The organism is Rhodococcus sp. NPDC054953, assembly GCF_053609225.1.
In genome coordinates this window covers 20,168-42,260 of record NZ_JBSGXD010000024.1, presented here as the reverse complement: position 1 = coordinate 42,260, position 22,093 = coordinate 20,168, and the positions used below count along the sequence as shown (strand labels likewise).

At 68.9% G+C, this 22,093-nt stretch carries 21 protein-coding genes; 4 read left to right on the top strand and 17 right to left on the bottom strand.

Going from position 1 to position 22,093, the window contains the following annotated elements; all coding sequences use genetic code 11:
- From ACWF62_RS16220 to ctaD, 7 genes are all read right to left on the bottom strand, one after another.
- Entirely contained in the window at positions 1–990 is a 990-nt protein-coding gene (locus ACWF62_RS16220; protein ID WP_378508284.1) for a class I SAM-dependent methyltransferase, read from the bottom strand.
- Positions 991–1,088: 98 nt separating this feature from the next.
- Entirely contained in the window at positions 1,089–1,868 is a 780-nt protein-coding gene (locus tag ACWF62_RS16215; protein WP_378508283.1) for an enoyl-CoA hydratase/isomerase family protein, read from the bottom strand.
- Between the two features lie 43 nt (positions 1,869–1,911).
- Positions 1,912–2,721, bottom strand: a complete 810-nt coding sequence (locus ACWF62_RS16210; protein ID WP_452630604.1) for an NUDIX hydrolase — start codon at positions 2,719–2,721, stop codon at positions 1,912–1,914.
- Between the two features lie 75 nt (positions 2,722–2,796).
- Complete coding sequence (locus ACWF62_RS16205; RefSeq protein WP_378508281.1) at positions 2,797–3,627, bottom strand: ABC transporter ATP-binding protein; 831 nt, start codon at positions 3,625–3,627, stop codon at positions 2,797–2,799.
- A gap of 207 nt (positions 3,628–3,834) precedes the next feature.
- A complete protein-coding gene (locus tag ACWF62_RS16200; RefSeq protein ID WP_378570851.1) occupies positions 3,835–4,593 on the bottom strand; it encodes an aminoacyl-tRNA hydrolase in 759 nt (252 codons plus the stop codon).
- On the bottom strand, positions 4,590–5,810 hold the full coding sequence (gene serB / locus ACWF62_RS16195) for a phosphoserine phosphatase SerB (RefSeq protein ID WP_378508428.1): 1,221 nt from the start codon (positions 5,808–5,810) through the stop codon (positions 4,590–4,592). Before serB ends, ACWF62_RS16200 begins: the two co-directional genes overlap by 4 nt.
- Positions 5,811–5,956: 146 nt before the next feature.
- Complete coding sequence (gene ctaD / locus ACWF62_RS16190) at positions 5,957–7,690, bottom strand: aa3-type cytochrome oxidase subunit I (protein ID WP_378570853.1); 1,734 nt, start codon at positions 7,688–7,690, stop codon at positions 5,957–5,959.
- Positions 7,691–7,964: 274 nt separating this feature from the next.
- Here ctaD and ACWF62_RS16185 point away from each other — a divergent pair, with 274 nt between their 5' ends.
- Genes ACWF62_RS16185 through ACWF62_RS16175 form a run of 3 tightly spaced genes read left to right on the top strand, consistent with a single transcriptional unit; the run spans position 7,965 to position 11,155 of the window.
- Positions 7,965–8,969, top strand: a complete 1,005-nt coding sequence (locus ACWF62_RS16185; RefSeq protein WP_378508278.1) for an ABC transporter substrate-binding protein — start codon at positions 7,965–7,967, stop codon at positions 8,967–8,969.
- Positions 8,970–9,003: 34 nt separating this feature from the next.
- The gene (locus ACWF62_RS16180; protein WP_452630603.1) at positions 9,004–10,080 is read left to right on the top strand and encodes an ABC transporter substrate-binding protein; all 1,077 of its coding nucleotides are present in this window, start codon (positions 9,004–9,006) and stop codon (positions 10,078–10,080) included.
- The gene (locus ACWF62_RS16175) at positions 10,070–11,155 is read left to right on the top strand and encodes an HtaA domain-containing protein (protein WP_452630629.1); all 1,086 of its coding nucleotides are present in this window, start codon (positions 10,070–10,072) and stop codon (positions 11,153–11,155) included. The genes ACWF62_RS16180 and ACWF62_RS16175 overlap by 11 nt, the downstream gene beginning before the upstream one ends.
- 58 nt (positions 11,156–11,213) lie before the next feature.
- Here the strand turns inward: ACWF62_RS16175 and ACWF62_RS16170 are convergent, their stop codons facing one another.
- From ACWF62_RS16170 to nrdH, 5 genes are all read right to left on the bottom strand, one after another.
- The gene (locus ACWF62_RS16170) at positions 11,214–11,597 is read right to left on the bottom strand and encodes a VOC family protein (RefSeq protein WP_378508589.1); all 384 of its coding nucleotides are present in this window, start codon (positions 11,595–11,597) and stop codon (positions 11,214–11,216) included.
- A 250-nt stretch (positions 11,598–11,847) separates the two neighbouring features.
- On the bottom strand, positions 11,848–12,810 hold the full coding sequence (gene nrdF, locus ACWF62_RS16165) for a class 1b ribonucleoside-diphosphate reductase subunit beta (protein WP_378508588.1): 963 nt from the start codon (positions 12,808–12,810) through the stop codon (positions 11,848–11,850).
- Positions 12,811–12,859: 49 nt separating this feature from the next.
- Positions 12,860–15,046 (bottom strand): class 1b ribonucleoside-diphosphate reductase subunit alpha, encoded by a 2,187-nt coding sequence (gene nrdE, locus ACWF62_RS16160; protein WP_452630602.1) that lies wholly within the window; start codon positions 15,044–15,046, stop codon positions 12,860–12,862.
- Positions 15,004–15,462, bottom strand: coding sequence for a class Ib ribonucleoside-diphosphate reductase assembly flavoprotein NrdI (nrdI, locus tag ACWF62_RS16155; protein ID WP_378508468.1), 459 nt, complete (start codon positions 15,460–15,462; stop codon positions 15,004–15,006). The genes nrdE and nrdI overlap by 43 nt, the downstream gene beginning before the upstream one ends.
- Positions 15,463–15,503: 41 nt before the next feature.
- Positions 15,504–15,737 (bottom strand): glutaredoxin-like protein NrdH, encoded by a 234-nt coding sequence (nrdH, locus tag ACWF62_RS16150; RefSeq protein WP_378508467.1) that lies wholly within the window; start codon positions 15,735–15,737, stop codon positions 15,504–15,506.
- A 418-nt stretch (positions 15,738–16,155) separates the two neighbouring features.
- Between nrdH and ACWF62_RS16145 the strand changes: the two genes are divergently transcribed.
- Positions 16,156–16,992: a siderophore-interacting protein gene (locus ACWF62_RS16145; RefSeq protein WP_378508466.1), complete on the top strand. Its 837-nt coding sequence runs from the start codon at positions 16,156–16,158 to the stop codon at positions 16,990–16,992.
- 23 nt (positions 16,993–17,015) lie between these two features.
- Here the strand turns inward: ACWF62_RS16145 and ACWF62_RS16140 are convergent, their stop codons facing one another.
- The 5 genes from ACWF62_RS16140 to ACWF62_RS16120 all read right to left on the bottom strand — a co-directional run bounded on the left by ACWF62_RS16140 (position 17,016) and on the right by ACWF62_RS16120 (position 22,019).
- The gene (locus ACWF62_RS16140) at positions 17,016–17,612 is read right to left on the bottom strand and encodes a CHAP domain-containing protein (protein WP_452630600.1); all 597 of its coding nucleotides are present in this window, start codon (positions 17,610–17,612) and stop codon (positions 17,016–17,018) included.
- 81 nt (positions 17,613–17,693) lie between these two features.
- Positions 17,694–19,394 (bottom strand): MDR family MFS transporter, encoded by a 1,701-nt coding sequence (locus ACWF62_RS16135; RefSeq protein WP_378508464.1) that lies wholly within the window; start codon positions 19,392–19,394, stop codon positions 17,694–17,696.
- Between the two features lie 94 nt (positions 19,395–19,488).
- Entirely contained in the window at positions 19,489–19,947 is a 459-nt protein-coding gene (locus ACWF62_RS16130) for a MarR family winged helix-turn-helix transcriptional regulator (RefSeq protein ID WP_378508463.1), read from the bottom strand.
- 74 nt (positions 19,948–20,021) lie between these two features.
- Positions 20,022–20,456 carry a MarR family winged helix-turn-helix transcriptional regulator gene (locus tag ACWF62_RS16125; RefSeq protein ID WP_378508462.1) on the bottom strand — a complete coding sequence of 145 codons (435 nt, stop codon included), beginning with the start codon at positions 20,454–20,456 and terminating at the stop codon, positions 20,022–20,024.
- Positions 20,457–20,558: 102 nt separating this feature from the next.
- Entirely contained in the window at positions 20,559–22,019 is a 1,461-nt protein-coding gene (locus ACWF62_RS16120; RefSeq protein WP_378508461.1) for an MFS transporter, read from the bottom strand.
- Positions 22,020–22,093 lie beyond the last annotated feature (74 nt).

The window sequence follows — 22,093 nt, the reverse complement described above, 5'->3', positions numbered from 1 at the left end:
TCAGGACTCCTTCTGGACCGGCTTCACGCCGGTGATCATCACGTTGTAGAAGAAGTTACGCGGGACGACGTGCTTAAGGACCTTCTCGTCCACCCAGCTCAGCGTCTTGAACCCGCCGAACGCGAAGCGCGCCCAGCCCCAGCCGAGCTTCTCCTGCGGGACGGCCGCCTCGAAGGTGCGAACCGGCCAACCGAGCAGCGCCGCGGCGAACTCCTCGGTGATGGCACGAACCTCGACACCGCCAGCGGACTTCGCCATGTTCTCCAGGTCGGTCGGGTCGAACGTGTGGATGTCGACGACCGCCTCGAGTGCCGCGGCGCGGGAGGACTCGTCGAGCTCTTCCTGCGGACGACGCCAGTCGGCCAGGAACGGCAGCTTGGTGATGGTGGTGGTGGCCTCCCAGGTGAGGCGTCCCAGCCAGCGGGCGTAGAAGTTGCCGACCGTGGACGGCTCGCCCGCGAAGACGAACCGGCCGCCCGGCTTGAGCACCCGGAGCACCTCACGCAGGGACTGCTCGACGTCCGGGATGTGATGCAGCACCGCGTGCCCGACGACGAGGTCAAAGGTGTTGTCGTCGTAAGGAATCCGCTCTGCGTCGGCGACGCGGCCGTCGACCTCGAGTCCGAGGTTCTCGGCGTTGCGCAGCGCGACCTTGACCATGCCCGGAGACAGGTCGGTCACCGACCCGGTCTTCGCGACGCCGCCCTGCATCAGGTTGAGCAGGAAGAAGCCGGTGCCACAGCCCAGTTCGAGCGCCCGCCCGTACGGCAGCGGCAGGTCGCCAGCGACGGCGTCGAACCGCCCCTTGGCGTAGTCGATGCAGCGCTCGTCGTACGAGATCGACCACTTGTCGTCGTAGGTCTCCGCTTCCCAGTCGTGGTACAGAACCTGGGCGAGCTTGGTGTCCTTGAGCGCGGCCTCGACCTGTTCGGCGGTGGCGTGCGGGTTCGGAGCGGGATCGACGACGTCGTCGTTCGAGCTTGCAGTCATGGTGGTGAGCCTACCCGGTGGTAAGGGATGAACAAGTTCTAGTTTCAGAGAATGATCGTCCCGGGAGCCGCGGCAGCGCGACCCCCGGGACGACGGTGCTACTTGCCGACGAACTTCGCCTTACCCGGCCCGTTCTCGATGAACGACGCCATGCCGATGGACCGATCCTCGGTCGCGAACAGGCCAGCGAACTGCGCGGCCTCGATCTTCAGTCCGGTGTTCAGGTCGGTGTCGAGGCCCTGGTCGATGGACGCCTTCGCCGCGGCGAGCGCACGGGCGGCACCGCCGACAAACTTCGACGCCCACGCGCGCGCCGCGTTGTACACCTCGTCGGGCGCGACCATCTCGTCGATCAACCCGATCGCGAGGGCCTCCTCGGCAGCGACGAAGCGACCCGTGAACACCATGTCCTTCGCCTTCGCAGGCCCGATCAGCCGGGCCAGCCGCTGGGTGCCGCCGCCACCGGGGATGACGCCGAGCAGCACCTCGGGAACCCCCAGCTTCGCGTTGTCACCGGCGATGCGGCGGTCGGCGCCGAGCGCGATCTCCAGTCCGCCACCGAGCGCGTAGCCGGTGATCGCCGCGACCGTCGGCTTCGGGATCTCCGAGATCACGCCGAGCGCGGACTGCAGCTCACCCGCGATCGGCGCCATGTCGGCGTACGACATCTCCGCCATCTCCTTGATGTCCGCACCGGCGGCGAACACCTTCTCGCCGCCGTACACGATCACCGCGGCAACGTCGTCGTTGACGGTGGCCTCGCGGGCCGCGGCCCGCAACTCCTCCTGCAACTGACGATTCAGCGCGTTCATCGGGGGACGGGCCAGTCGGATGGTGCCGATGCCGTCGGAAACTTCGAGGGTTACGAACTCAGCCATGCTCGAAGGCTACCGCTAGCGCGCGAACCCGGATCCGGCGGCGCTACCGGGTGCTCCAGGGATGGATCCCTGCTGCGTAGTACGGCTCCTGCCCCGGGAACCGCACCCGCAACCCGCCGTCCTCGCGGTACAGCGTCGGCAGGATCTGCGGGATCTCCGGCTCGGCGGCGAGCACCTCGGCCACCGACCCGAAGGACGCGATCGACCGCAGCTGCGTCCACGTCGGCGGTAGCAGCATGGTGCGGCCCTCCCGCCAGTCGGTGATCGCCTCCTCCGGCGTCTGCCAGGCGACGGCCGCGGCCTCCGAGGTCTCCCCGTCCGCGTTCTGCCCCGCGGGCGCCGCGGCGACGAAGAAGCGGGTGTCGTACCGCCGGTGCTCTCCGACCGGGGTGATCCAGTTCGCCCACGGCCGAAGCAGATCCGCGCGCAGCACCAAACCCTCACGGGCGAGGAACTCGCTGAACGAGAGTTCCCGCGACTCGAGCTGCCTGCGGGCCTGCGCGTAGCCGGACGTGTCGGAGACGACCGTCTCCGCGGTCGGGCCAGCGAGCAGCACCCCGCACTCCTCGAACGTCTCCCGCACCGCCGCGCACACCAACGCCTTCGCCCGCGCCTCGTCGACGCCGAACCGTTCCGCCCACCACGACACCGGCGGGCCCGCCCACGCGACCTCCGCGGTCGCGTCCTGCGGGTCGACGCCGCCGCCGGGGAACACCGTCATCCCCCCGGCGAACGCCATCCCGCCGACCCGGCGGAGCAGGAACACCTCCGGCCCGGACGCGCCGTCCCGGACGAGGATGACGGTGGACGCGTCCTTCACCGGGACGTCGGCGTGCAGTTCATTCGAAGCCATGTGACGCAACTTACGCCGCGCGAACCGCCGCCGACCGGCACCCCCCACACCCGCTCCGGGCGGAGCGGGGGTGGGTCAGCGGCGATGCTGGCCGGGCAGCCTGCTGCGGCGCGCGAAGAAGCGCCCGTCGACGCGGTCGAGGGCGATCGACTGGCTGAACGCCGCGGTCAGGTTCTCCGCCGTGATGACGTCGTCGATCAGCCCCTGCGCGACAACCTCCCCCTCCTTCAGCAGCAGCGCGTGGGTGAACCCGGGCGGAATCTCCTCGACGTGGTGGGTGATCAGCACCGTCGCCGGCGCGTCGGGGTCGGCGGCCAGGTCCCCGAGCCGGGCGACGAGCTCTTCGCGACCACCGAGATCGAGGCCCGCGGCGGGCTCGTCGAGCAGCAGCAGCTCCGGGTCGGTCATCAGGGCCCGGGCGATCAACACCCGCTTGCGCTCCCCCTCGGACAGGGTGCCGTAGGTGCGGTCGGCGAGGTGCTCGGCGCCGATGCTCTCGAGGATCTCCACCGCGCGGTCGGTGTCCATCTCCTCGTACCGCTCCCGCCAGCGGCCCAGCACCGCATAGCCTGCGGACACGACGAGGTCCTTGACCAGCTCGTCCGCGGGAACCCGGTTCGCCAACGCGGAGGACGACAACCCGATCCGCGGCTTCAGCTCGTTCACGTCGACCCGGCCGAGGGTCTCGCCGAGCAGGTTCGCGTGCCCCGAGGTCGGGTACACCTCCCCAGCGGCGATGCGCAGCAGCGACGTCTTCCCTGCCCCGTTCGGTCCGAGCACGACCCACCGCTCGTCGAGCTCCACCTTCCAGGTCACCGGACCCACCAGAGTCACCCCACCGCGGCGGATGAGGACGTCGTCGAAGTCGATGAGCAGATCGGGATCAGGTTCGGACACGGCTGCCATCTTCCCGCACGAACGTCGAGGCCGTGCACCGGGTCCGGGCGCGTGTCGGACCTCCGCACCCGAGGCACCCGAACGGGCATCGCGGGGGCACCGACGACTCGAGGTCCGGCCACACGCCGGGCGCCGCGAGTTGGTCGTGTTCCGGTGATTCCGACGCTCAGCGCCACGAAGGCGCCCAACTCGCGGGACGGCCGGAGCGCGTCCCGCTCACCCCCGAGCCGGGACCGCGATCACCGTCATCGATCCCGGCGCGACCTCGGTGAACCCGGCGTCCCGCACCGCAATCGCGCGGCCATCCGACTCCGCGCGAACCAGGGTCGACCAGAGCTCCGGGTCGGCGTCGCGGACCGAGCACCGGTAGCCGTCCGCCGCCCACATGGCCGCCCGGTCGACGGTCATCGCGCCCGCCAGGATCATCGCGGCGTGCCCGACCTGCGCCGCCGCCTTGCCGACGGTCATGCCGAGTCGGGCGTTCAGCCACAGCACCGGGGCGTCGGCCGCAGGCTCGCCCGGGTCGTCGGGTTCGAGGTCGGTGCCACCGATCTGCAGCTTGCGCAGCCGCGGGTCGAGCGCGCCGACCTCGGTGGGCACGAACGCCCGGGCCTGCGCGCCGCGCACGTCGACGGTGACCCCGTCCACCTCCTGCGCGGCCCGCCAGTGCGCGCCGCGCGCCCGGCGCGCGACCTTCCGGATCCGGGCGTCGGTCCAGGCGCGGTACGCGGCGTGCCACGGTCCCGGTTCCCCGTCACAGCCGACCCCGACCCGCTCATCGAGACACACCGCGATCGTCGCCGCGGCCGCCGCCGCCAACAGCGCACTGCGTTCGGGGGGATCGGGTTTCGGGATGTGCAGCACCAGCGGCATCGCCAGCACCCGCCCCGGATCGTCCGGGTCCGGCCGGTCACCGTATCCGGCGGCGAGGACCGCGTGCCGGGCCGCGAACCCGGCGTCCGGCACCGCCGTCACAGCGGGACCCGGCGCACCAGCCCATCGACGGCGTCGGCGGCCTCGACCTCGTGACGGGTGATACCGAGGACGAAGAGCACGGCATCGAGGAACGGGTGCGAGAGCGCGGTGTCCGCGACCTCCTTCAATGCGGGCTTGGCGTTGAACGCAACCCCCAGGCCTGCGGTGTTGAGCATGTCAATGTCGTTGGCGCCGTCACCGACCGCGACGGTCTGCTCGAGCGCCACCCCTGCCGAGTCGGCGAACTCGCGCAGCGCGCGGGCCTTCGCGGCCCGGTCGACGACCTCGCCGACCACCCGGCCGGTGAGCACCCCGTCAACGATCTCGAGGGTGTTCGCGCGGACGAAGTCCAGTTCCAGTTCCTCGGCGAGGCCCTCGATCACCTGGACGAAGCCGCCGGAGACGACGCCGCACTTGAAACCGAGCCTGCGCAGCGTCCGGATGGTGGTGCGGGCGCCTGCGGTCAGTTCAATCGACGCGGCCACCTCGTCGATCACCGTCGCGGGCAGTCCCGCGAGGGTCGCGACCCGCTGATGCAGGGACTCGGTGAAGTCGATCTCGCCGCGCATCGCCGACTCGGTGACCTCACGGACCTTGTCCTCCACGCCCGCGTGGGCGGCGAGCATCTCGATGACCTCGCCCTGCACGAGGGTGGAGTCCACGTCGAACACGATCAGCCGCTTCGCCCGCCGGGCCAGGCCCGCCCGCTCGACGGCAATGTCGACCGCCTCGACCATCGCGAGCTCGGACAGTCCGGTGCGCAGCCGTGCGTCCGCGTCGTCGCCTCCGTCGGCGGCGGTCACCATCAGCTCGAGCCCGGTGACCGGGTAGTCCGCGACCCCCCGAATGGAGTCGATGTTGGCCCCCTGCTTCGCCAACTCCCGCGCGATGTGACTGAACGAGCGCGCGGTGACGGGGCTGCCGAGCACGACGACGGCGTGCGTGGACGGAGCGGGCCGCTCCGCAGCGCCCGCGCCGATCTCGACGTCGACGGTCATGCCGACGGTCGCCATCGCGTCCTCGAGCGCCTCCTGCAGCGCCTCCGGGTCCGCCGGGCACTCCACGAGCACGCCGAGCGTCAGTCGACCGCGGATCACGACCTGCTCGACGTCGAGCAGGCTGACGTGGTGCCGCGACAACGCGGCAAGCAGCACCGAGGTGACACCGGGCCGGTCCCGACCGGTCACCGTGATCAGGACCGTGGTCCCCGACTTCATCGAGGCATCCGCACCCACCGAGAAACTCCCTCCATCCCGTGGTCGCCGCCACGGGTCTCGCCCATCATTGTGCCAACCGTGCTTTCACGACCAGAAGGCCCCGCCCGAAACTCGGGCGGGGCCTCGTGGTCAGCTGCGTGCCACGCCTAGCGCGCGTCCTCCAGGACGGGGGCGTCGTGCTGCTTGTGGCCGGGACCGACGTGCGCCTCGGCGCGCATCCGCTCGACCATGTGCGGGTAGTGCAACTCGAACGCGGGCCGCTCCGACCGGATCCGGGGCAGCTCGGTGAAGTTGTGCCGCGGCGGCGGGCAGCTCGTCGCCCATTCGAGGGAGTTGCCGTAGCCCCACGGGTCGTCGACCGTGACGACCTCGCCGTACCGGTAGCTCTTGAACACGTTCCAGATGAACGGCAGCGTCGAGGCGCCGAGCACGAACGCGCCGATCGTGGAGATCGTGTTCAGCGTCGTGAAGCCGTCCGACGGCAGGTAGTCCGCGTAGCGACGCGGCATGCCCTCGTTGCCGAGCCAGTGCTGCACCAGGAAGGTGGCGTGGAAGCCGAGGAAGGTCAGCCAGAAGTGCCACTTCGCGAGGCGCTCGTCCATCATCCGGCCGGTCATCTTCGGGAACCAGAAGTAGATGCCCGCGTAGGTGGCGAACACGATGGTGCCGAACAGCACGTAGTGGAAGTGCGCGACCACGAAGTACGAGTCGGTGACGTGGAAGTCGAGCGGCGGGCTGGCGAGCAGGACGCCCGAGAGGCCGCCGAACAGGAAGGTGACGATGAAGCCGACGGAGAACAGCATCGGCGACTCGAACGTCAACTGCCCCTTCCACATCGTGCCGATCCAGTTGAAGAACTTCACGCCGGTCGGGACCGCGATCAGGAACGTCATGAACGAGAAGAACGGCAGCAGGATGGCGCCGGTGGCGTACATGTGGTGCGCCCACACGGCGATCGACAGCGCGGCGATGCCCAGGGTGGCGTAGACCAGGCCGCTGTAGCCGAAGATCGGCTTGCGCGAGAAGACCGGGAAGATCTCCGACACGATGCCGAAGAACGGCAGCGCGATGATGTACACCTCGGGGTGACCGAAGAACCAGAACAGGTGCTGCCACAGCAGGACGCCGCCATTGGCGGGGTCGAAGATGTGCGCGCCGAAGTGACGGTCGACGAACAGGCCGAGCAGCGCCGCGGTCAGCAGCGGGAAGGCGAGCAGGATCAGGACGCTGGTCACCAGGATGTTCCAGGTGAAGATCGGCATCCGGAACATCGTCATGCCGGGGGCACGCAGGCAGACCACGGTGGTGATCATGTTAACGCCGCCGAGGATGGTGCCGAGGCCGCTGACGGCCAGACCCAGGATCCACAGGTCCGCGCCGACACCGGGCGAGTGCACCGCGTCGGTCAGCGGGCTGTACGCGGTCCAGCCGAAGTCGGCGGCGCCACCGGGGGTGATGAAGCCGGCGGTCGCGACGGTGGAGCCGAACAGGTACAGCCAGTAGCTGAAGGCGTTCAGGCGCGGGAACGCGACGTCGGGGGCGCCGATCTGCAGCGGCAGGATGTAGTTCGCGAAACCGAACACGATCGGCGTCGCGTACATCAGCAGCATGATCGTGCCGTGCATCGTGAACAGCTGGTTGAACTGCTCGTTCGACAGGAACTGCATGCCCGGGATCGCGAGCTCCGACCGCATCAGCAGGGCCATCAGGCCGCCGATCAGGAAGAACGCGAACGACGTCACCATGTACATGATCCCGAGGACCTTGGGATCGGTCGTGGTGATCATCTTGTAGATGTAGGAACCCTTAGGTCCAAGCCTCGCCGGGAACGGCCGTTTGGCCGTTAGCTCGGGGACTGGCTGGGGCGCTACGGCAGTCACTGATCCTCCTGAATGTGCCCTTGGTCGCTCGGCAGGCTCGCTCAGGACGTTCGCCTCGGGCAGCGAGACGACCATCCTCATGGCTTGCGCTCTGAGGAATCGTAGACCGTCCCCCCACGATCCGCGGACCCGGTCCTACCCACTGTCGTACTTCGTGTCGGCCGCCTGCCCGCGCCCGCGGCTGACCAGGGGCGACGAGCCCGGCCGCGGTCACCCGAATCCACCCGAAGCACCGGTTGCTAAGGTTCTCCTTACCTAACTGATGGGAGTTCCCGTGAAGGTGCGCAGAAGGCCACTGCTCGCGCTGCTCGGCGCCGCGGCCGCCACCGTCCTCGTCGTCACCGGCTGCTCGTCCACCGACGGGACCGAGTCCGCCGCGCCCGCCGCCGGCGCCGGAGCCTTCCCCCGCACCGTCGACCACGCGCTCGGATCCACCGAGATCCCGGCAGCACCGCAGCGGATCGTCGCCCTCGACACCAGCTACTCCGATGCGGTGCTGCTCCTCGAGACCGACCTCGTCGGCTACGTCACCTACCGGACCGACGGCCTGCCCGACTACCTCGGCGACGCCCGCGCCACCTACGCGGCCGACGCCGTTCCGGTCGGGCCGCTCACCACGCCGAGCCTCGAGAAGATCGCCGAACTGCAACCCGACCTCATCGTGTCCGCGAAGGTCCGGCACGGCGAGATCTACAACCAGCTGTCCAAGATCGCCCCGACCGTCATGTCCGAGACCACGGGACCGACCTGGAAGGACAACATCCGTCTGCTCGGGACCGCGCTGGGCAAGGAGGACCTCGCCGAACAGAAGATCGGTGCGTACGAGCGGCACGCCGCCGACGTCGGGGCCGCCATCAACGCCGCCGCGAACAATCCGACGGTGTCGGTCGTCCGGTTTGCTGGCGAACCGACGGCCCGCATCTACCGGACCACCTCGTTCAGCGGCATCGTCCTCGCCGACGCGGGCATCGCCCGACCCGCGAGCGCCGACCCCGACCCGGCGAAGCCATCCAGCATCGCCAACGACATCAGCCCCGAGCTGATCACCGAGGCGGAGGCGGACCTGATCGCGGTCAGCACCTACCAGCCGCCGGACGGCAGCACCGCCGTCACCGAACACGCCCAGCCGTTCCTGACCAACCCACTGTGGGCCGGGTTGACCGGGCGGAAGGTCGACGTCAACGACGTGGTGTGGATGGCCGCGGTCAGCGTGCAGGGCGCCGAGGGCATCCTCGACGACCTTGCCCGGGCGTTCGGCGTCGATACCCAGCGCGGATAGTCTCAACCAGCCCCACCGAGAGGACACAAGCCCCATGCGCAAGCCCACCCTTGCCCGCCGCGCGGCACCGATCGCCGCGCTGGCCGCGACCGCCCTCGCCCTGACCGCGTGCGGCGGCTCCGGCACCGACGACGCCGCCAGCAGCATCGTGCGGAGCACCACCAACGTCGCAGGCGCGGGCGTCCTCGGCAACGCCCGCGACACCGAGAACGTCTGCGGCCCCACCGCCCCCGTCGACCCCGCAGGCGTCACCGGCGCGGTTCGCAAGGTCACGCACGCCGCTGGCGAGTCCGAGATTCCTGCGGACCCGCAGCGCATCGTTGTCCTCGACACCGACAAGCTCGACACCGTGTGCGCGCTCGGACTGCAGGACCGCCTCGTCGGTGCAGCCGTCGCCGGCGCGGTCGGCGCGCAGCCCGAGTACCTCGGCGCGACCATCGCGGCGGTCGAACCGGTCGGCACCGTTCAGGAGCCCAACTTCGAGAAGATCGCGGCACTGCAGCCGGACCTGATCCTCGGCTCGAAGTTCCGCACCCCGGACGACTACGAGCGGCTCTCCGCCATCGCACCGACCACGTTCACCGAGCGGGTTGGCCTGACGTGGAAGGACAACCTGGTCCTCGACGGCACCGCCCTCGGCCGCGGAGCCAGTGCCCGGCAGGTGCTCGACGAGTACGAGACCACCGCCACCGAGACCGGAAAGTCGTTGAACTCGTCCGAGACCCAGGCCTCGGTCGTGCGGTTCATGCCGGGCATCATCCGCGTCTACGGCCCGGACAGCTTCTCCGGTCAGGTCCTCGCCGACGCGGGCGTGCAGCGGCCCCCGTTCCAACGGCTCGAGGGCGCGCAGGATCGCCGGTTCGCCGAACTCAGCGAAGAGGAACTGCCGAAGGCCGACGGCGACATCATCTACGTCAGCTTCTACGGCGACGAGGCCCGCGGCCAGGGTGTCGACGTCATGAACGGCGACCTGTGGCAGCGGCTCGGCGCGGTGACGGACAAGCGCGTGTTCACCGTCGACGACGAAATCTGGATGACCGGCATCGGCGTGATCGCCGCAAACGGCATCCTCGACGATCTGGAGGTTTCCCTCAATGGCTATGTCAACTAGGCGACTGCTGTTCGCCGCGCTCGGTGCGGCGCTGGTCGCCTCCGCAGGCGCGAGCCCCGCGGTCGCCGCGCCCGCCGCACCGGGGTCCGCGCACATCGAGGTGCTCGCCGCCGACGGCGTCACCCCGCTCGGCGACACCGCCGTCCACGAGGGCGACCGGATCGTGGTGCGCGGCACCGGATTCGACCCGAACGCCAACACGGACGGGCTGCCGGTCCCGGTCCCGCCCGGCGTCCCGCACGGCACCTTCGTCACCTTCGGCGCGTTCGCCCCGCACTGGCGCCCGTCCGAGGACGCCCCCGCGGAGGCCCGGGTCGGGCAGCAGCGGTCGGCCACCGCGTGGGTGATGTCGGAGTCCGCCCTGAACCGGGTGCCCGACGTCCCGTTCGACTTCCGTCGCACCATCCGGCAGCAGTGGGTGCCGCTCGCCGACGACGGCTCGTTCACCGCGACGCTGACCGTGACGAAGCCGGCGAAGACCGCGCCGGACGCCTCGTACGGCGTCTACACCTATGCGGCCGCGGACGCGGTCAACGCCGCGGAAGAGCTGTCCGTCCCGGTCACCTTCGACCCGGCCCCCGGCCCCAACACCCCGGTACCGCCTGCCCAGGACCTGCAGTGGGGCGTTGCGCCCGGCTACACCGACCTGGTCAAGTCGACGACGCAGGGGTCCGTCGTCGGCAGCGACGGCGCGTCCGTCCGCGGCGACGGCAGGCTCACGTTCGAACTCGATGGCGCCGACGTCGACCCGGCGACCGGCCTCGGCACCGTCCGCTACCGCGGCACCGTGGTCTCGTTCACCCGGTTCCACCTCGCCGAGATCGCGCTCGCGAACCCGTGGATCGAGTTCACCGACCGCGGCGCCTTCCTGTCCGCGGAGACCTCCGACGGCAACATGGTCGGCACCGACGCGATGCACCGGATCCGATTCGCGCAACTCGACACCGCGGCGACACCGGGGTCCGTCGACGGCGAATTCACCGACGTCCCTGCACGTTTCGAGGCGCCCCTCGCGCCCAGCATCCTGCTCCCCTACTCCGGGCAGCAGGCCGCGCCGGTCACCTTCCGGTACTGATCAGCGGGCCGCGCGCCGACGTCGGACCCGCCCGTCGCGGACGTCCGGCGTTGGCGCGCTAGCCTGCCGTCTCCCACAGACCCATGATGTTCCCCTCGGGGTCCTTGAAGTACGCGGCGAACCCCATCTCGCCGACCACCGTCTTCTCCCCCACCGGCTCCCCGCCGAGGGTGGTGATCTTCGCCAGCGCGTCATCGATGCTGGCGACGTCGATCGTGATCACCGGACCCTGCGGGAACGACGGCTCCCGTTCGAACATGCCACCGCCGATATAGCCCGGTTCGGCGGGCATTCCGGTGTCGGCCGTCGGCCCGGTGGCCACACCGGTGTAGTTGTACTCCGGAATCTCGTGGTACTCCCAGCCGAACACGTCCCGGTAGAACGCTCGTGCCCGGTTGCCGTCCGAGAACGGGACCTCGAAATGCACCACCCGACCACTCATCGCCGCCTCCTGACGCTTGGTGAATGTCACGTTCGACGCTAGACCGGTTCGGGTCGCGTTAGAAGAGCACCGAGCGCCAACACCAGCCACCTGACCGCCCCCCACCCCCCTGACCGCCCCCGCCCCCTGACCGAATGTGGGATTCGGTCAGGTGAAGTGATCGAATCCCACATTCGGTCAGGGACGGGGTGGGGGTCGGGCGGGGTGGGGGTCGGGCGGGGTCGCGGTCGGGCGGCAGCGGGAGGGGGCGCTAGAAGTCCCAGTCCTCGTCTTCGGTGTTGACGGCCTTGCCGATGACGTAGCTGGAGCCGGAGCCGGAGAAGAAGTCGTGGTTCTCGTCCGCGTTCGGGGACAGCGCCGACAGGATCGCCGGGTTGACGTCGGTCTCGTCCTTCGGGAACAGGCCCTCGTAGCCGAGGTTCATCAGTGCCTTGTTCGCGTTGTAGCGGAGGAACTTCTTGACGTCCTCGGTGAGCCCGACCTCGTCGTAGAGGTCCTGGGTGTACTCGACCTCGTTGTCGTACAGCTCGAACAGCAGCTCGAACGTGTAATTCTTCAGGTCGTCGCGCTCGGCCTGGGTGAGCTGCTCAAGTCCCTTCTGGTACTTGTAGCCGATGTAGTACCCGTGCACGGCCTCGTCGCGGATGATCAGCCGGATCAGGTCCGCGGTGTTAGTGAGCTTGGCCCGCGACGACCAGTACATCGGCAGGTAGAAGCCCGAGTAGAACAGGAACGACTCGAGCAGCGTCGAGGCGACCTTCCGCTTAAGCGGGCTGTCCCCGGTGTAGTACTCGAGGACGATCTCCGCCTTACGCTGCAGGTTCGGGTTCTCCTCCGACCAGCGGAACGCGTCGTCGATGTCGCGGGTGGAGCACAGCGTCGAGAAGATGCTCGAGTAGCTCTTGGCGTGCACCGACTCCATGAACGCGATGTTGGTGTACACCGCCTCCTCGTGCGGGGTCAACGCGTCCGGGATCAGCGAGACGGCGCCGACGGTGCCCTGGATCGTGTCGAGCAGCGTCAGGCCCGTGAACACCCGCATGGTGAGCTGCTGCTCGTGCGCGGTGAGGGTGTTCCAGGACGGGATGTCGTTGGAGACCGGGACCTTCTCGGGCAGCCAGAAGTTGCCGGTGAGACGGTCCCACACCTCCGCGTCCTTCTCGTCGGGGACGCGGTTCCAGTTGATCGCCGACACCCGGTCGATCAGCTTGATCTTCTGGCTCACGATGCCCTCACTCCATTCGAAAAGTCGTTAGCAAGACTCATAGCATGCAACTGACGCAACCCTCCACCTCGGTGCCCTCGAGGGCCATCTGCCGCAGGCGGATGTAGTACAGCGTCTTGATGCCCTTGCGCCACGCGTAGATCTGCGCCTTGTTGATGTCGCGGGTGGTGGCGGTGTCCTTGAAGAACAGCGTCAGCGACAGGCCCTGGTCCACGTGCTGGGTGGCCGCGGCGTAGGTGTCGATGATCTTCTCGTACCCGATCTCGTACGCGTCCTGGTAGTACTCCAGGTTGTCGTTCGTCAGGTAGGGCGCCGGGTAGTAGACGCGGCCGATCTTGCCTTCCTTGCGGATCTCGATCTTCGACGCCACGGGGTGAATGGAGCTGGTGGAGTTGTTGATGTAGGAGATCGACCCGGTCGGCGGGACGGCCTGCAGGTTCTGGTTGTAGATGCCGTGCTGCTGCACGGACGCCTTCAGTTCACGCCAGTCGTCCTGGGTGGGGATGTGCACGCCCGCGTCGGCGAACAGCTGCCGGACCCGCTCGGTTGCCGGCTCCCACACCTGGTCGGTGTACTTGTCGAAGTACTCGCCCGTGGCGTACTTCGACTCCGGGAAGCCGGCGAAGTAGCTGCCGCGCTCCTTCGCGATCTCGTTCGACGCCCGGATCGCGTGGAACACCACCGTGTAGAAGTAGATGTTGGTGAAGTCGATCCCCTCGGCCGAGCCGTAGTGGACGCGTTCGCGGGCGAGGTAGCCGTGCAGGTTCATCTGCCCGAGCCCGATCGCGTGGCCCTCGTCGTTCGCCCGCCGGATCGACGGCACCGAGTCGATGGACGTCTGGTCGGCGACCGCGGTCAGCGCGCGGATGGAGGTCTCAATGGTCTGCGCGAAGTCCGGCGAGTCCATCGTCTTCGCGATGTTCAGCGACCCGAGGTTGCAGGAGATGTCCTTGCCGACCTTGCTGTAGGTGAGGTCGTCGTTGTACTCGGACGGGGTGGAGACCTGCAGGATCTCCGAGCACAGGTTCGAGTGGGTGACCTTGCCAGCGATCGGGTTGGCGCGGTTCACGGTGTCCTCGTACATGATGTACGGGTAGCCGGACTCGAACTGCAGCTCGGCGACGGTCTGGAAGAACTCGCGCGCCTTGATCTTCGACTTGCGAATCCGCTTGTCGTCGACCATCTCGTAGTACTTCTCGGTGACGTTGATGTCGGCGAAGGGCTTGCCGTAGATGCGCTCGACGTCGTACGGCGAGAAGAGGTACATGTCCTCGTTCTTCTTCGCCAGCTCGAACGTGATGTCCGGGATGACGACGCCGAGGGACAGCGTCTTGATCCGGATCTTCTCGTCCGCGTTCTCCCGCTTGGTGTCGAGGAAGCGGTAGATGTCGGGGTGGTGCGCGTGCAGGTACACCGCGCCCGCACCCTGACGGGCACCGAGCTGGTTCGCGTACGAGAAGGAGTCCTCGAGCAGCTTCATGATCGGGATGACGCCGGAGCTCTGGTTCTCGATCTTCTTGATCGGGGCGCCGTGCTCGCGAACGTTGCTGAGCAGCAACGCAACTCCACCGCCGCGCTTGGACAGCTGCAGCGCCGAGTTGATCGCGCGACCGATGGACTCCATGTTGTCCTCGATGCGCAGCAGGAAGCAGGAGACGGGCTCGCCGCGCTGCTTCTTGCCGGAGTTGAGGAACGTCGGGGTCGCCGGCTGGAACCGGCCGGAGATGATCTCGTCGACGAGCTGCTCGGCGAGACGCTCGTCGCCCGCGGCGAGGGTCAGCGCGACCATGCACACCCGGTCCTCGAAGCGCTCCAGGTAGCGCTTGCCGTCGAACGTCTTGAGCGTGTACGAGGTGTAGTACTTGAACGCCCCGAGGAACGTCGGGAACCGGAACTTGTGCGCGTACGCGCGGTCGATCAGATCCTTGACGAAGTTGCGGGTGTACTGATCGAGAACCTCACGCTCGTAATAGTTCTCCTTGATCAGGTAGTCCAGCTTCTCGTCCAGGTTGTGGAAGAAGACGGTGTTCTGGTTGACGTGCTGCAGGAAGTACTGGTGCGCGGCCTCGCGGTCCTTGTCGAACTGAATCTCGCCGTTCGGGCCGTACAGGTTCAGCATCGCGTTCAGCGCGTGGTAGTCGAGCTCCCCCGCGGACGAATCGGGTCGTGCCGTAGCGCGCTCTACACTCCCAGCCGGGGCTGCGTCTGTGATGGTCGGTGCCACTGTTCACTCTCCATGAAATGCTCGAGACCGTCACGGACGGCCACAACGTCGTCGGCGGTGCCCATGAGTTCGAAGCGATACAGGTACGGAACCTGACATTTCTGCGAAATCACGTTGCCGGCATAGCAATACGACTCGCCGAAGTTCGTATTACCGGCTGCGATCACCCCTCGAATGAGGGAACGGTTATGCGTGTTATTGAGGAATCTGATGACCTGCTTCGGCACGTAACTGGTGTCTCGGCCGGTCACCGTCGTCCCGCCACCGTAGGTGGGCAGGATCAGGACGTACGGTTCATCGACCTCGAACGTGCCGTCGCGGTCGTGCAACGGGATGCGGATTGCGGGGATTCCCAGCTTCTGCACGAAGCGATGGGTGTTCTCCGATGCACTGGAGAAATAGACCACCGAGGTCACGGCCGATCATCTCCGTAGGTCTGCTCGGGTGACGGGCCGCTTCAGGCGACGCTGGCCGTCAGGGACTTGATGCGATCCGGGCGGAAACCGGACCAGTGGTCGTCACCGGCCACCACGACGGGCGCCTGCAGGTACCCGAGAGCCATCACGTAGTCACGCGCCTCGGCGTCCTCGGAGATGTCGATGACGGAGTACTCGACGCCGGCCTTGTCGAGCGCCCGGTAGGTCGCATTGCACTGAACGCACGCCGGCTTGGTGTAGACGGTGATGCTCATGTAAGTCCTCTTCCCCTTGGCTTACGAACGGATCAGTGACGGACGACGAACAGTGGTGCTGGCACCTCGCGAAACACGGTCGGACACGCCCACCGACGGCGGGATCGGGACGTTGTCATGTGACGTCGATCTCACCTACCGAGCAGTCCGTCGGCCCTGTTTCTCAGCCTTGCCGGCCCTGTTTCTCGACCGTTCCGGCACTGCCCTCTCGGTGTTCTAGACACTACACCTAGTGGCCGACATATCCACACAGCGCGAGATGTTGTGAACCACAATCGTGAAATTCCCAGGTCGCGCGACGCCGAGGGCGACGCGCCGCAGGTCGCACCGGCGTGTCGCCCATCACACTTTCCTTCGTTCACGCCCCGCCAACCAGCGGGTGTGCGGCATCGCGCAGCAACACCCCTACTGTTGGTGCGTGCCCGCCGACGACGAACCCCGATTCCGCGCCAGCGTCGCCGCAGCGGCGACCCTGTCCCCCAGCCTGCGGCGACTCCGGTTCACCGGTCCCGAACTCGCGGGGTTCACCTCGAGCGGCGACCCCGACGAGCGGGTGCTGATCGACTTCGAGGACGCGGCCGATGACCGCCGGCACAATCGCAGCTACACCGTCCGGGCGTGGCACCCCGGCGCCCGGATGCTCGATGTCGACTTCGCCGTGCACGCGGGCGGCCCCGCTGCCGAGTGGGCGCGGACCGCGGTCCCCGGCGCCGCCGTCCGGGTGTCCCGGCCCAAGGGCTGGTACCGCCCACCGGTGGCCGCCCGGCGACTGCTCGTCCTCGCGGACCTGTCGGCGCTGCCCGCCGCGGGCCGGATCGTCGAGTCCGTTTCGGCCGGGGTCGCGGTGCACGTCGCCGCCGAGGTCCCCGACGCCGCCGACGAGCAGACCTGGGACAGTGCCGCGGACCTGAGCATGACGTGGCTGCACGGAACCGGTAACGGGGCGACCCCGAGCGCGCTGCCTGGGGCGCTGCCCGACCTCGTCGCCGCGCATCGGCCGGACTATGTGTGGGCGGCGGGCGAGACGGGCGCCTCCCGCACGGTCCGCGGGTATCTGCGCCGAACCCTCGGCTGGGCGCCGGAGCGGTATCACGTGATGGGCTACTGGCAGGCGGACAGGGAGCGGTGGCTGGCGCGCTACGCCAAGGTCGAGGCGCAGATGGAGGAGCTGACCGCCCGCGAGCTGACGTCCGGGCGGAGCCTCGAGGAGGTCCGGGACGCGATCGACGACGCCCTCGACCGGGCCGGCCTGTAGCGGAACCCCAGCGCCGAGCCGGTTCAGGCGCCGAGCCGTCCGAACCCGACGACGGCGGAGTCGGACGCCCAGTCGATGCGGTGCACGCGAATCCGGCCCATCTCGTTGCCGCCGACGGTGGTCGCGGTGCCGCCGTCCACCGCGACCACGATGTTCGTGTGCTGACCCACCCAGCTGGTGTTGTCGTACAGCACGACGTCGCCGACCACCGGACGGTAGCCAGCCTCGGCGGCCTCGAACCGGCCCTGCGACTCGTAGTACTCCTGCAGCGTGTAGACGCCGGGGATGCGCCAGTGCCCGGAGTTCGGGTTCGACAGCGGCATCCCGGCCTCCCGCATGATCCAGCTGACGAAGTCAGCGCACCACGGTTCGGTCACCCCCTCGGCGTAGAAGGTGCCGGGTCGCTGCGCGTCGTGTTCGGCGGCGAGGAGGTCGACGACCCGGGCCTGCTCCGCGGACAGCGCGGCGCGGTCGATGTCGGGGAACGCGGTGGTGTCCCAGGGCAGGTAGCGGCTCGGGACCGCCAACAGCACGCCCGCGACGAGAACGGCGAGCGCGGTGACGGCGGCGGCCGTCCACCCGAGCACGCGGCGACGGGTACGGGCCTGGGTCGTCGTCATGGGACCAACATAGCCAGAGAGGAACAGTGTGGGATGCCTCCCGGCATCCGGGAGGCATCCCACACTGTCACCGGGACGCGGTCAGCGCGTGGCGTTCCGTCCGGGTCCGGAGTCGTACTCGGCCCGGTCCTCGAGCTCGTCGATCTCCGAGATCAGCTCGGGGTCGGCGCCACCGATCGACACGGTGTCGGCCGCGCCCTGCGCTGCCCGCTCGGCCGCCAGCTGCTCGATGCCGCTGTGGGTCTTGAGCGCGACCTCCTTGAGGAAGGCGATCGCGACCAGGCTCAGCAGCGCGAGGATGCCGGAGATCAGGAAGATTCGGGCGGTGGCGTCCCCGTAGGCGGCGCGGACGATCTCGGCGATCGGTGCGGGCAGGTCGTTCAGGTTGGACAGGCCCGCGCCGGATCCGCCCGCCTGGCTCATGTCGACGCCGCCCGCGATCAGGCCCTTGGTGATCAGGTCGGCCACGTGGGTGGACAGCACCGCACCGAGCACGGACACGCCCGCCGCGCCGCCGAGCGACCGGAAGAAGGCCACCGTCGCGGTCGCCGACCCCAGGTCGGTCGGTGCGACGTTGTTCTGCACCGGCAGCACCAGGTTCTGCATGGTCATGCCCATGCCCGCACCGAGGATGAACAGGTACACCCCGACGAGCGCCATGTTCGTGCTGTGGTCGGTGGTGCCGAGCAGCAGGAAGCCCGCGGACATGCCGAGCGCGCCGACGATCAGGAAGCGCTTCCACTTGCCGTACTTGGTGATGAGCTGACCGGACACGGTTGCCGAGATCATCGACCCGATCACCATCGGCAGCGTGAGCAGGCCCGCCGCGGTCGGCGAGTAGCCGCGCGCGATCTGGAAGTACTGGCCGAGGAACACCGCGCCACCGAACATCGCGACACCGACGGCGATGCTGCCGAGGGTGGCGAGGGTCATCGTCCGGTCCTTGAACAGGCGCAGCGGAACGACGGGGTCCTTGGCCCGGGTCTCGGCGAAGATCGCCAGGCCGAGCAGCACCACGCCGACCGCGACGAGCTCGTAGGAGGTGGCGGAGGCCCACGCGAAGTTCTTGCCCGCGAGGGTCACCCAGATCAGCAGCACGCTCACGCCGGCGGCGATCAGGGTGGCGCCGACGTAGTCGATCTTCACGTCCCGCTTGACGACGGGCAGGTTCAGCGTGCGGCCGATGACGACGAGGGCGATGACGGCCAGCGGGGCGCCGACGAAGAAGCACCAGCGCCAGCCGAGCCAGCTGGTGTCGACGATGACGCCGCCGAGGAGCGGCCCCGCGACGGTGGCGACGGACATCACCGCGGCCATCGGTCCCTGGTAGCGGCCGCGTTCGCGGGGGCTGAACATCGCGGCGATGACGATCATGCCGAGCGCCTGCAGGCCGCCGAGGCCGAGGCCCTGGATGACGCGGAACCCGATCAGCATCGGGACGCTGGTCGCGAGGCCGGAGAGCACGGAGCCGAGGGTGAACACCACCAGCGACAGCTGGACCAGGAGCTTCTTGCTGACGAGGTCGGCGAACTTGCCCCAGATCGGCGTGGTCGCGGTCGACGCGAGGAGGGTCGCGGTGACCACCCAGGTGTACTGGTCCTGGGTGCCCTTGAGTTCGGTGATGATTGTGGGCAATGCGTTGGAGACGATCGTCGACGAGAGGAACGCGACGAACATGCCGAGCAGCAGCCCGACGAGGGCCTCGACCTTCTGTTTGTGGGTCATGCCGTCGATGTCGGCGCCGGTGGCTGGCGGACTGTCCGGGGATTGCGACGAACTCATGCTCACTCCTGTGGGGACTGGATCCGCACGCGATGGGCGCCGGAATGGACGAGCGGCCGACGAACCGTCGGCCGCGGGGGTGATGGTGACAAGGTCAGTGGGTGGCGGATGCCTGACGGGGCCTGGCCCCGGCCGTGCCGAGCAATCGTTCGAGGCGCGCGGTGAGATCCTGCACCTCGTCCTCGGTCCAGTCGGCGAGCGCGGACATCGCCCACTCGAGCTGCACCTCCCGATGCACCCGGAGCGCCTCCGTCCCCGCCTCCGACAGCGAGAGCAGGCTGGCGCGGCCGTCGAGCGGGTCCGGGGTGCGCACGACGTAGCCGAGCGACTCGGCGTGCGCGACCTGCCTGCTGAGCGCGGACTGCGTCACCCGCAGGTCCTCGGCCATCGCGCTCGGGCGATGCCCCTGCGCGCAGGCGATGTGCGAGAGCAGTGCGCCGAGGGGTGGCGGCAGCATCCCGGGATGGGTGCCCCGCGCCGCGACCGCGCGCGCGTGCCGGACCAGAGAACGCAGCGACTCGATCAGATTCGACGCGGATTCCGGACTGACCATCTCACCCTCCATTAGTTGATGGTTGCAACCATATACCCAGTTGATTGCATCCAGCAACTAATGTGGCGTGGCGCTCACCCCACCTCGTCGCCGAGCCTGCGCAACAGCGCCGACAGCGCCCGCAGGTCGTCCGGGTCCCACCTCGCCAGCTTCCGCCGCCACACCGCGATGTGCTCGTCCCGGTGCGCCACCAGCCGCACCCGACCCTCGGGTGTCAGTTCGACCAGGCGCGCCCGCGCATCGGACGGGTCCGAGATCCTGCGCGCAAGCCCGAGCCGGGTCACGGCGTCCACCTGCCTGCTCAGCGTCGACTTCCCCACCCCGAGCACCTCTATCAGCGTTGCCATCGGGACCGCGTCGGCCCGGCGAGTCAGCAGCATCAGCAGCGGATAGCAGGCCGCGTCCAGCTTCGGGTCGACGGCGGTGGCCCGCGCGCGGGCGCTGACCCCGCCGCGCCGCCACATGTCCACCAACTCGGATTCGAGTTCGTCGATCGGATCCGGATCCACGCGCGCCGCTTCCTTCCCATGCCACCGCCCGCCCGGCTTGCCGCCGAGTTGCGATTCCGTTCACGTCCCGCCCCGATGCACGATCGTGCACGACCGCTGTCACTACGCGGTCGCCAACCCCTCTCGCACCTCGGCCCCCTCCCGCCGGGTCGACGTCCGTGCGAGCGGGCCGGACGCGACCACGGTGAGCACCAACGCGAGTGCCGCCGCGCCGGCACCGACACCGAACGCGATCACGAACGCGCCCTCCCTCGGCAGGACGGTGCCGGCGACGGTCAGGGTCGCGAGCAGGGTCGACACCAGCGCGCTCGAGAGTGAACTGCCGACCGTGCGGCAGATCGAGTTGACGCTGTTCGCGACCCCGGTCTCGGCCCGGCTCACCTCCGCGACCAGCATCGCGGGCAGCGCCGCATAGGCGAGGCTGATGAAGACCTGCACCGCGACCATCGCGACGATCACCGACACGGTCAGGTCGTGGGACACCGCAATCAGCACGAAACCACCAACCCCGACGGCGCAGGAGGTGATCATCACCGCGCGGGCACCGAAGCGGTGCAGCAATCGACCGCTGGCGGTCGATGCGATGACGCCGGCGACGGCGCCGGGGAGCAGGTACACCACCCCGGTCTCGAAGATCGTTGCGCCGAACCCGTATCCGGCGGCCTCGGGCGGCGTCTGGACGAGAACGGAGCAGGCGAGGAACGCGACGAACATCGCGGCGCCGACGAGCATCGCGGTGATGTTCGCGACCAACACCGGTCGGTGGGTCAGCATTCGCGGCGACACCAGCGGCTCAGCTGCGCGGCGCTCGAACGCGAACCACCCTGCCAGGACGGCGATTCCGGCCGCCGCGCAGCCGACGGTCGGCGGGGACCGCCAGCCCCAGTCGCCGCCCTCGGACAGCGCGAGCAGGACCAGGATCAACCCCACCGCGAGCAGCACCGCGCCGGTCCAGTCGAGGGTGCCCGCCGCAGCCCGTGCCCGGGGCGGGACCGCGACCACGGCCGCGGCCAGTGCGACGGCGCCGACCGCGGACGCGAGCCAGAACACCCGCCGATAGTCGCTGTCGTCGTGGACGAGCAGTCCGGTGACCACCATCCCCGCGGCGCCGCCGACGCCGAGAGTGCCGGACAGCAGGCCCATCCCGCCGACCAGTCGGTCGGTAGGCAGCTCGTCGCGCAGCACCGCGATGCCGATCGGGAACAGCGCGAACGACGCGCCCTGCAGCACCCGGCCGAGGACCAACCACGGCAGCGTCGCTGCCACCGCCGCGATCAGGGACCCGCACAGCACCGCGACGAGCACACCGATCAGCACCGGGCGTTTGCCGCGCAGGTCGGCGAGGCGGCCGAGGATCGGGGTGGCGACCGCCGCGGCGAGGAGGTTCGCGGTGAGCACCCAGCCGACCGCGGATCGATCCTCGCCCAACTGGATTCCGATGCGGCCCACGATCGGCACGACCACGGTCTGCAGCACCGAAATGGTCATCACGATCAGGCACAACGCCGGCAGCAGCAGCGTCGGCGCCTGCCGGGGCGGCTCCTCCACCCGGGTCGTGGTCATCGCGCACGCCGATCGGCTCCGGGGAGGGGGAGCTGGGCCACGGGCGACTCCTTCGACGTCGGGTGCTGTGCGAC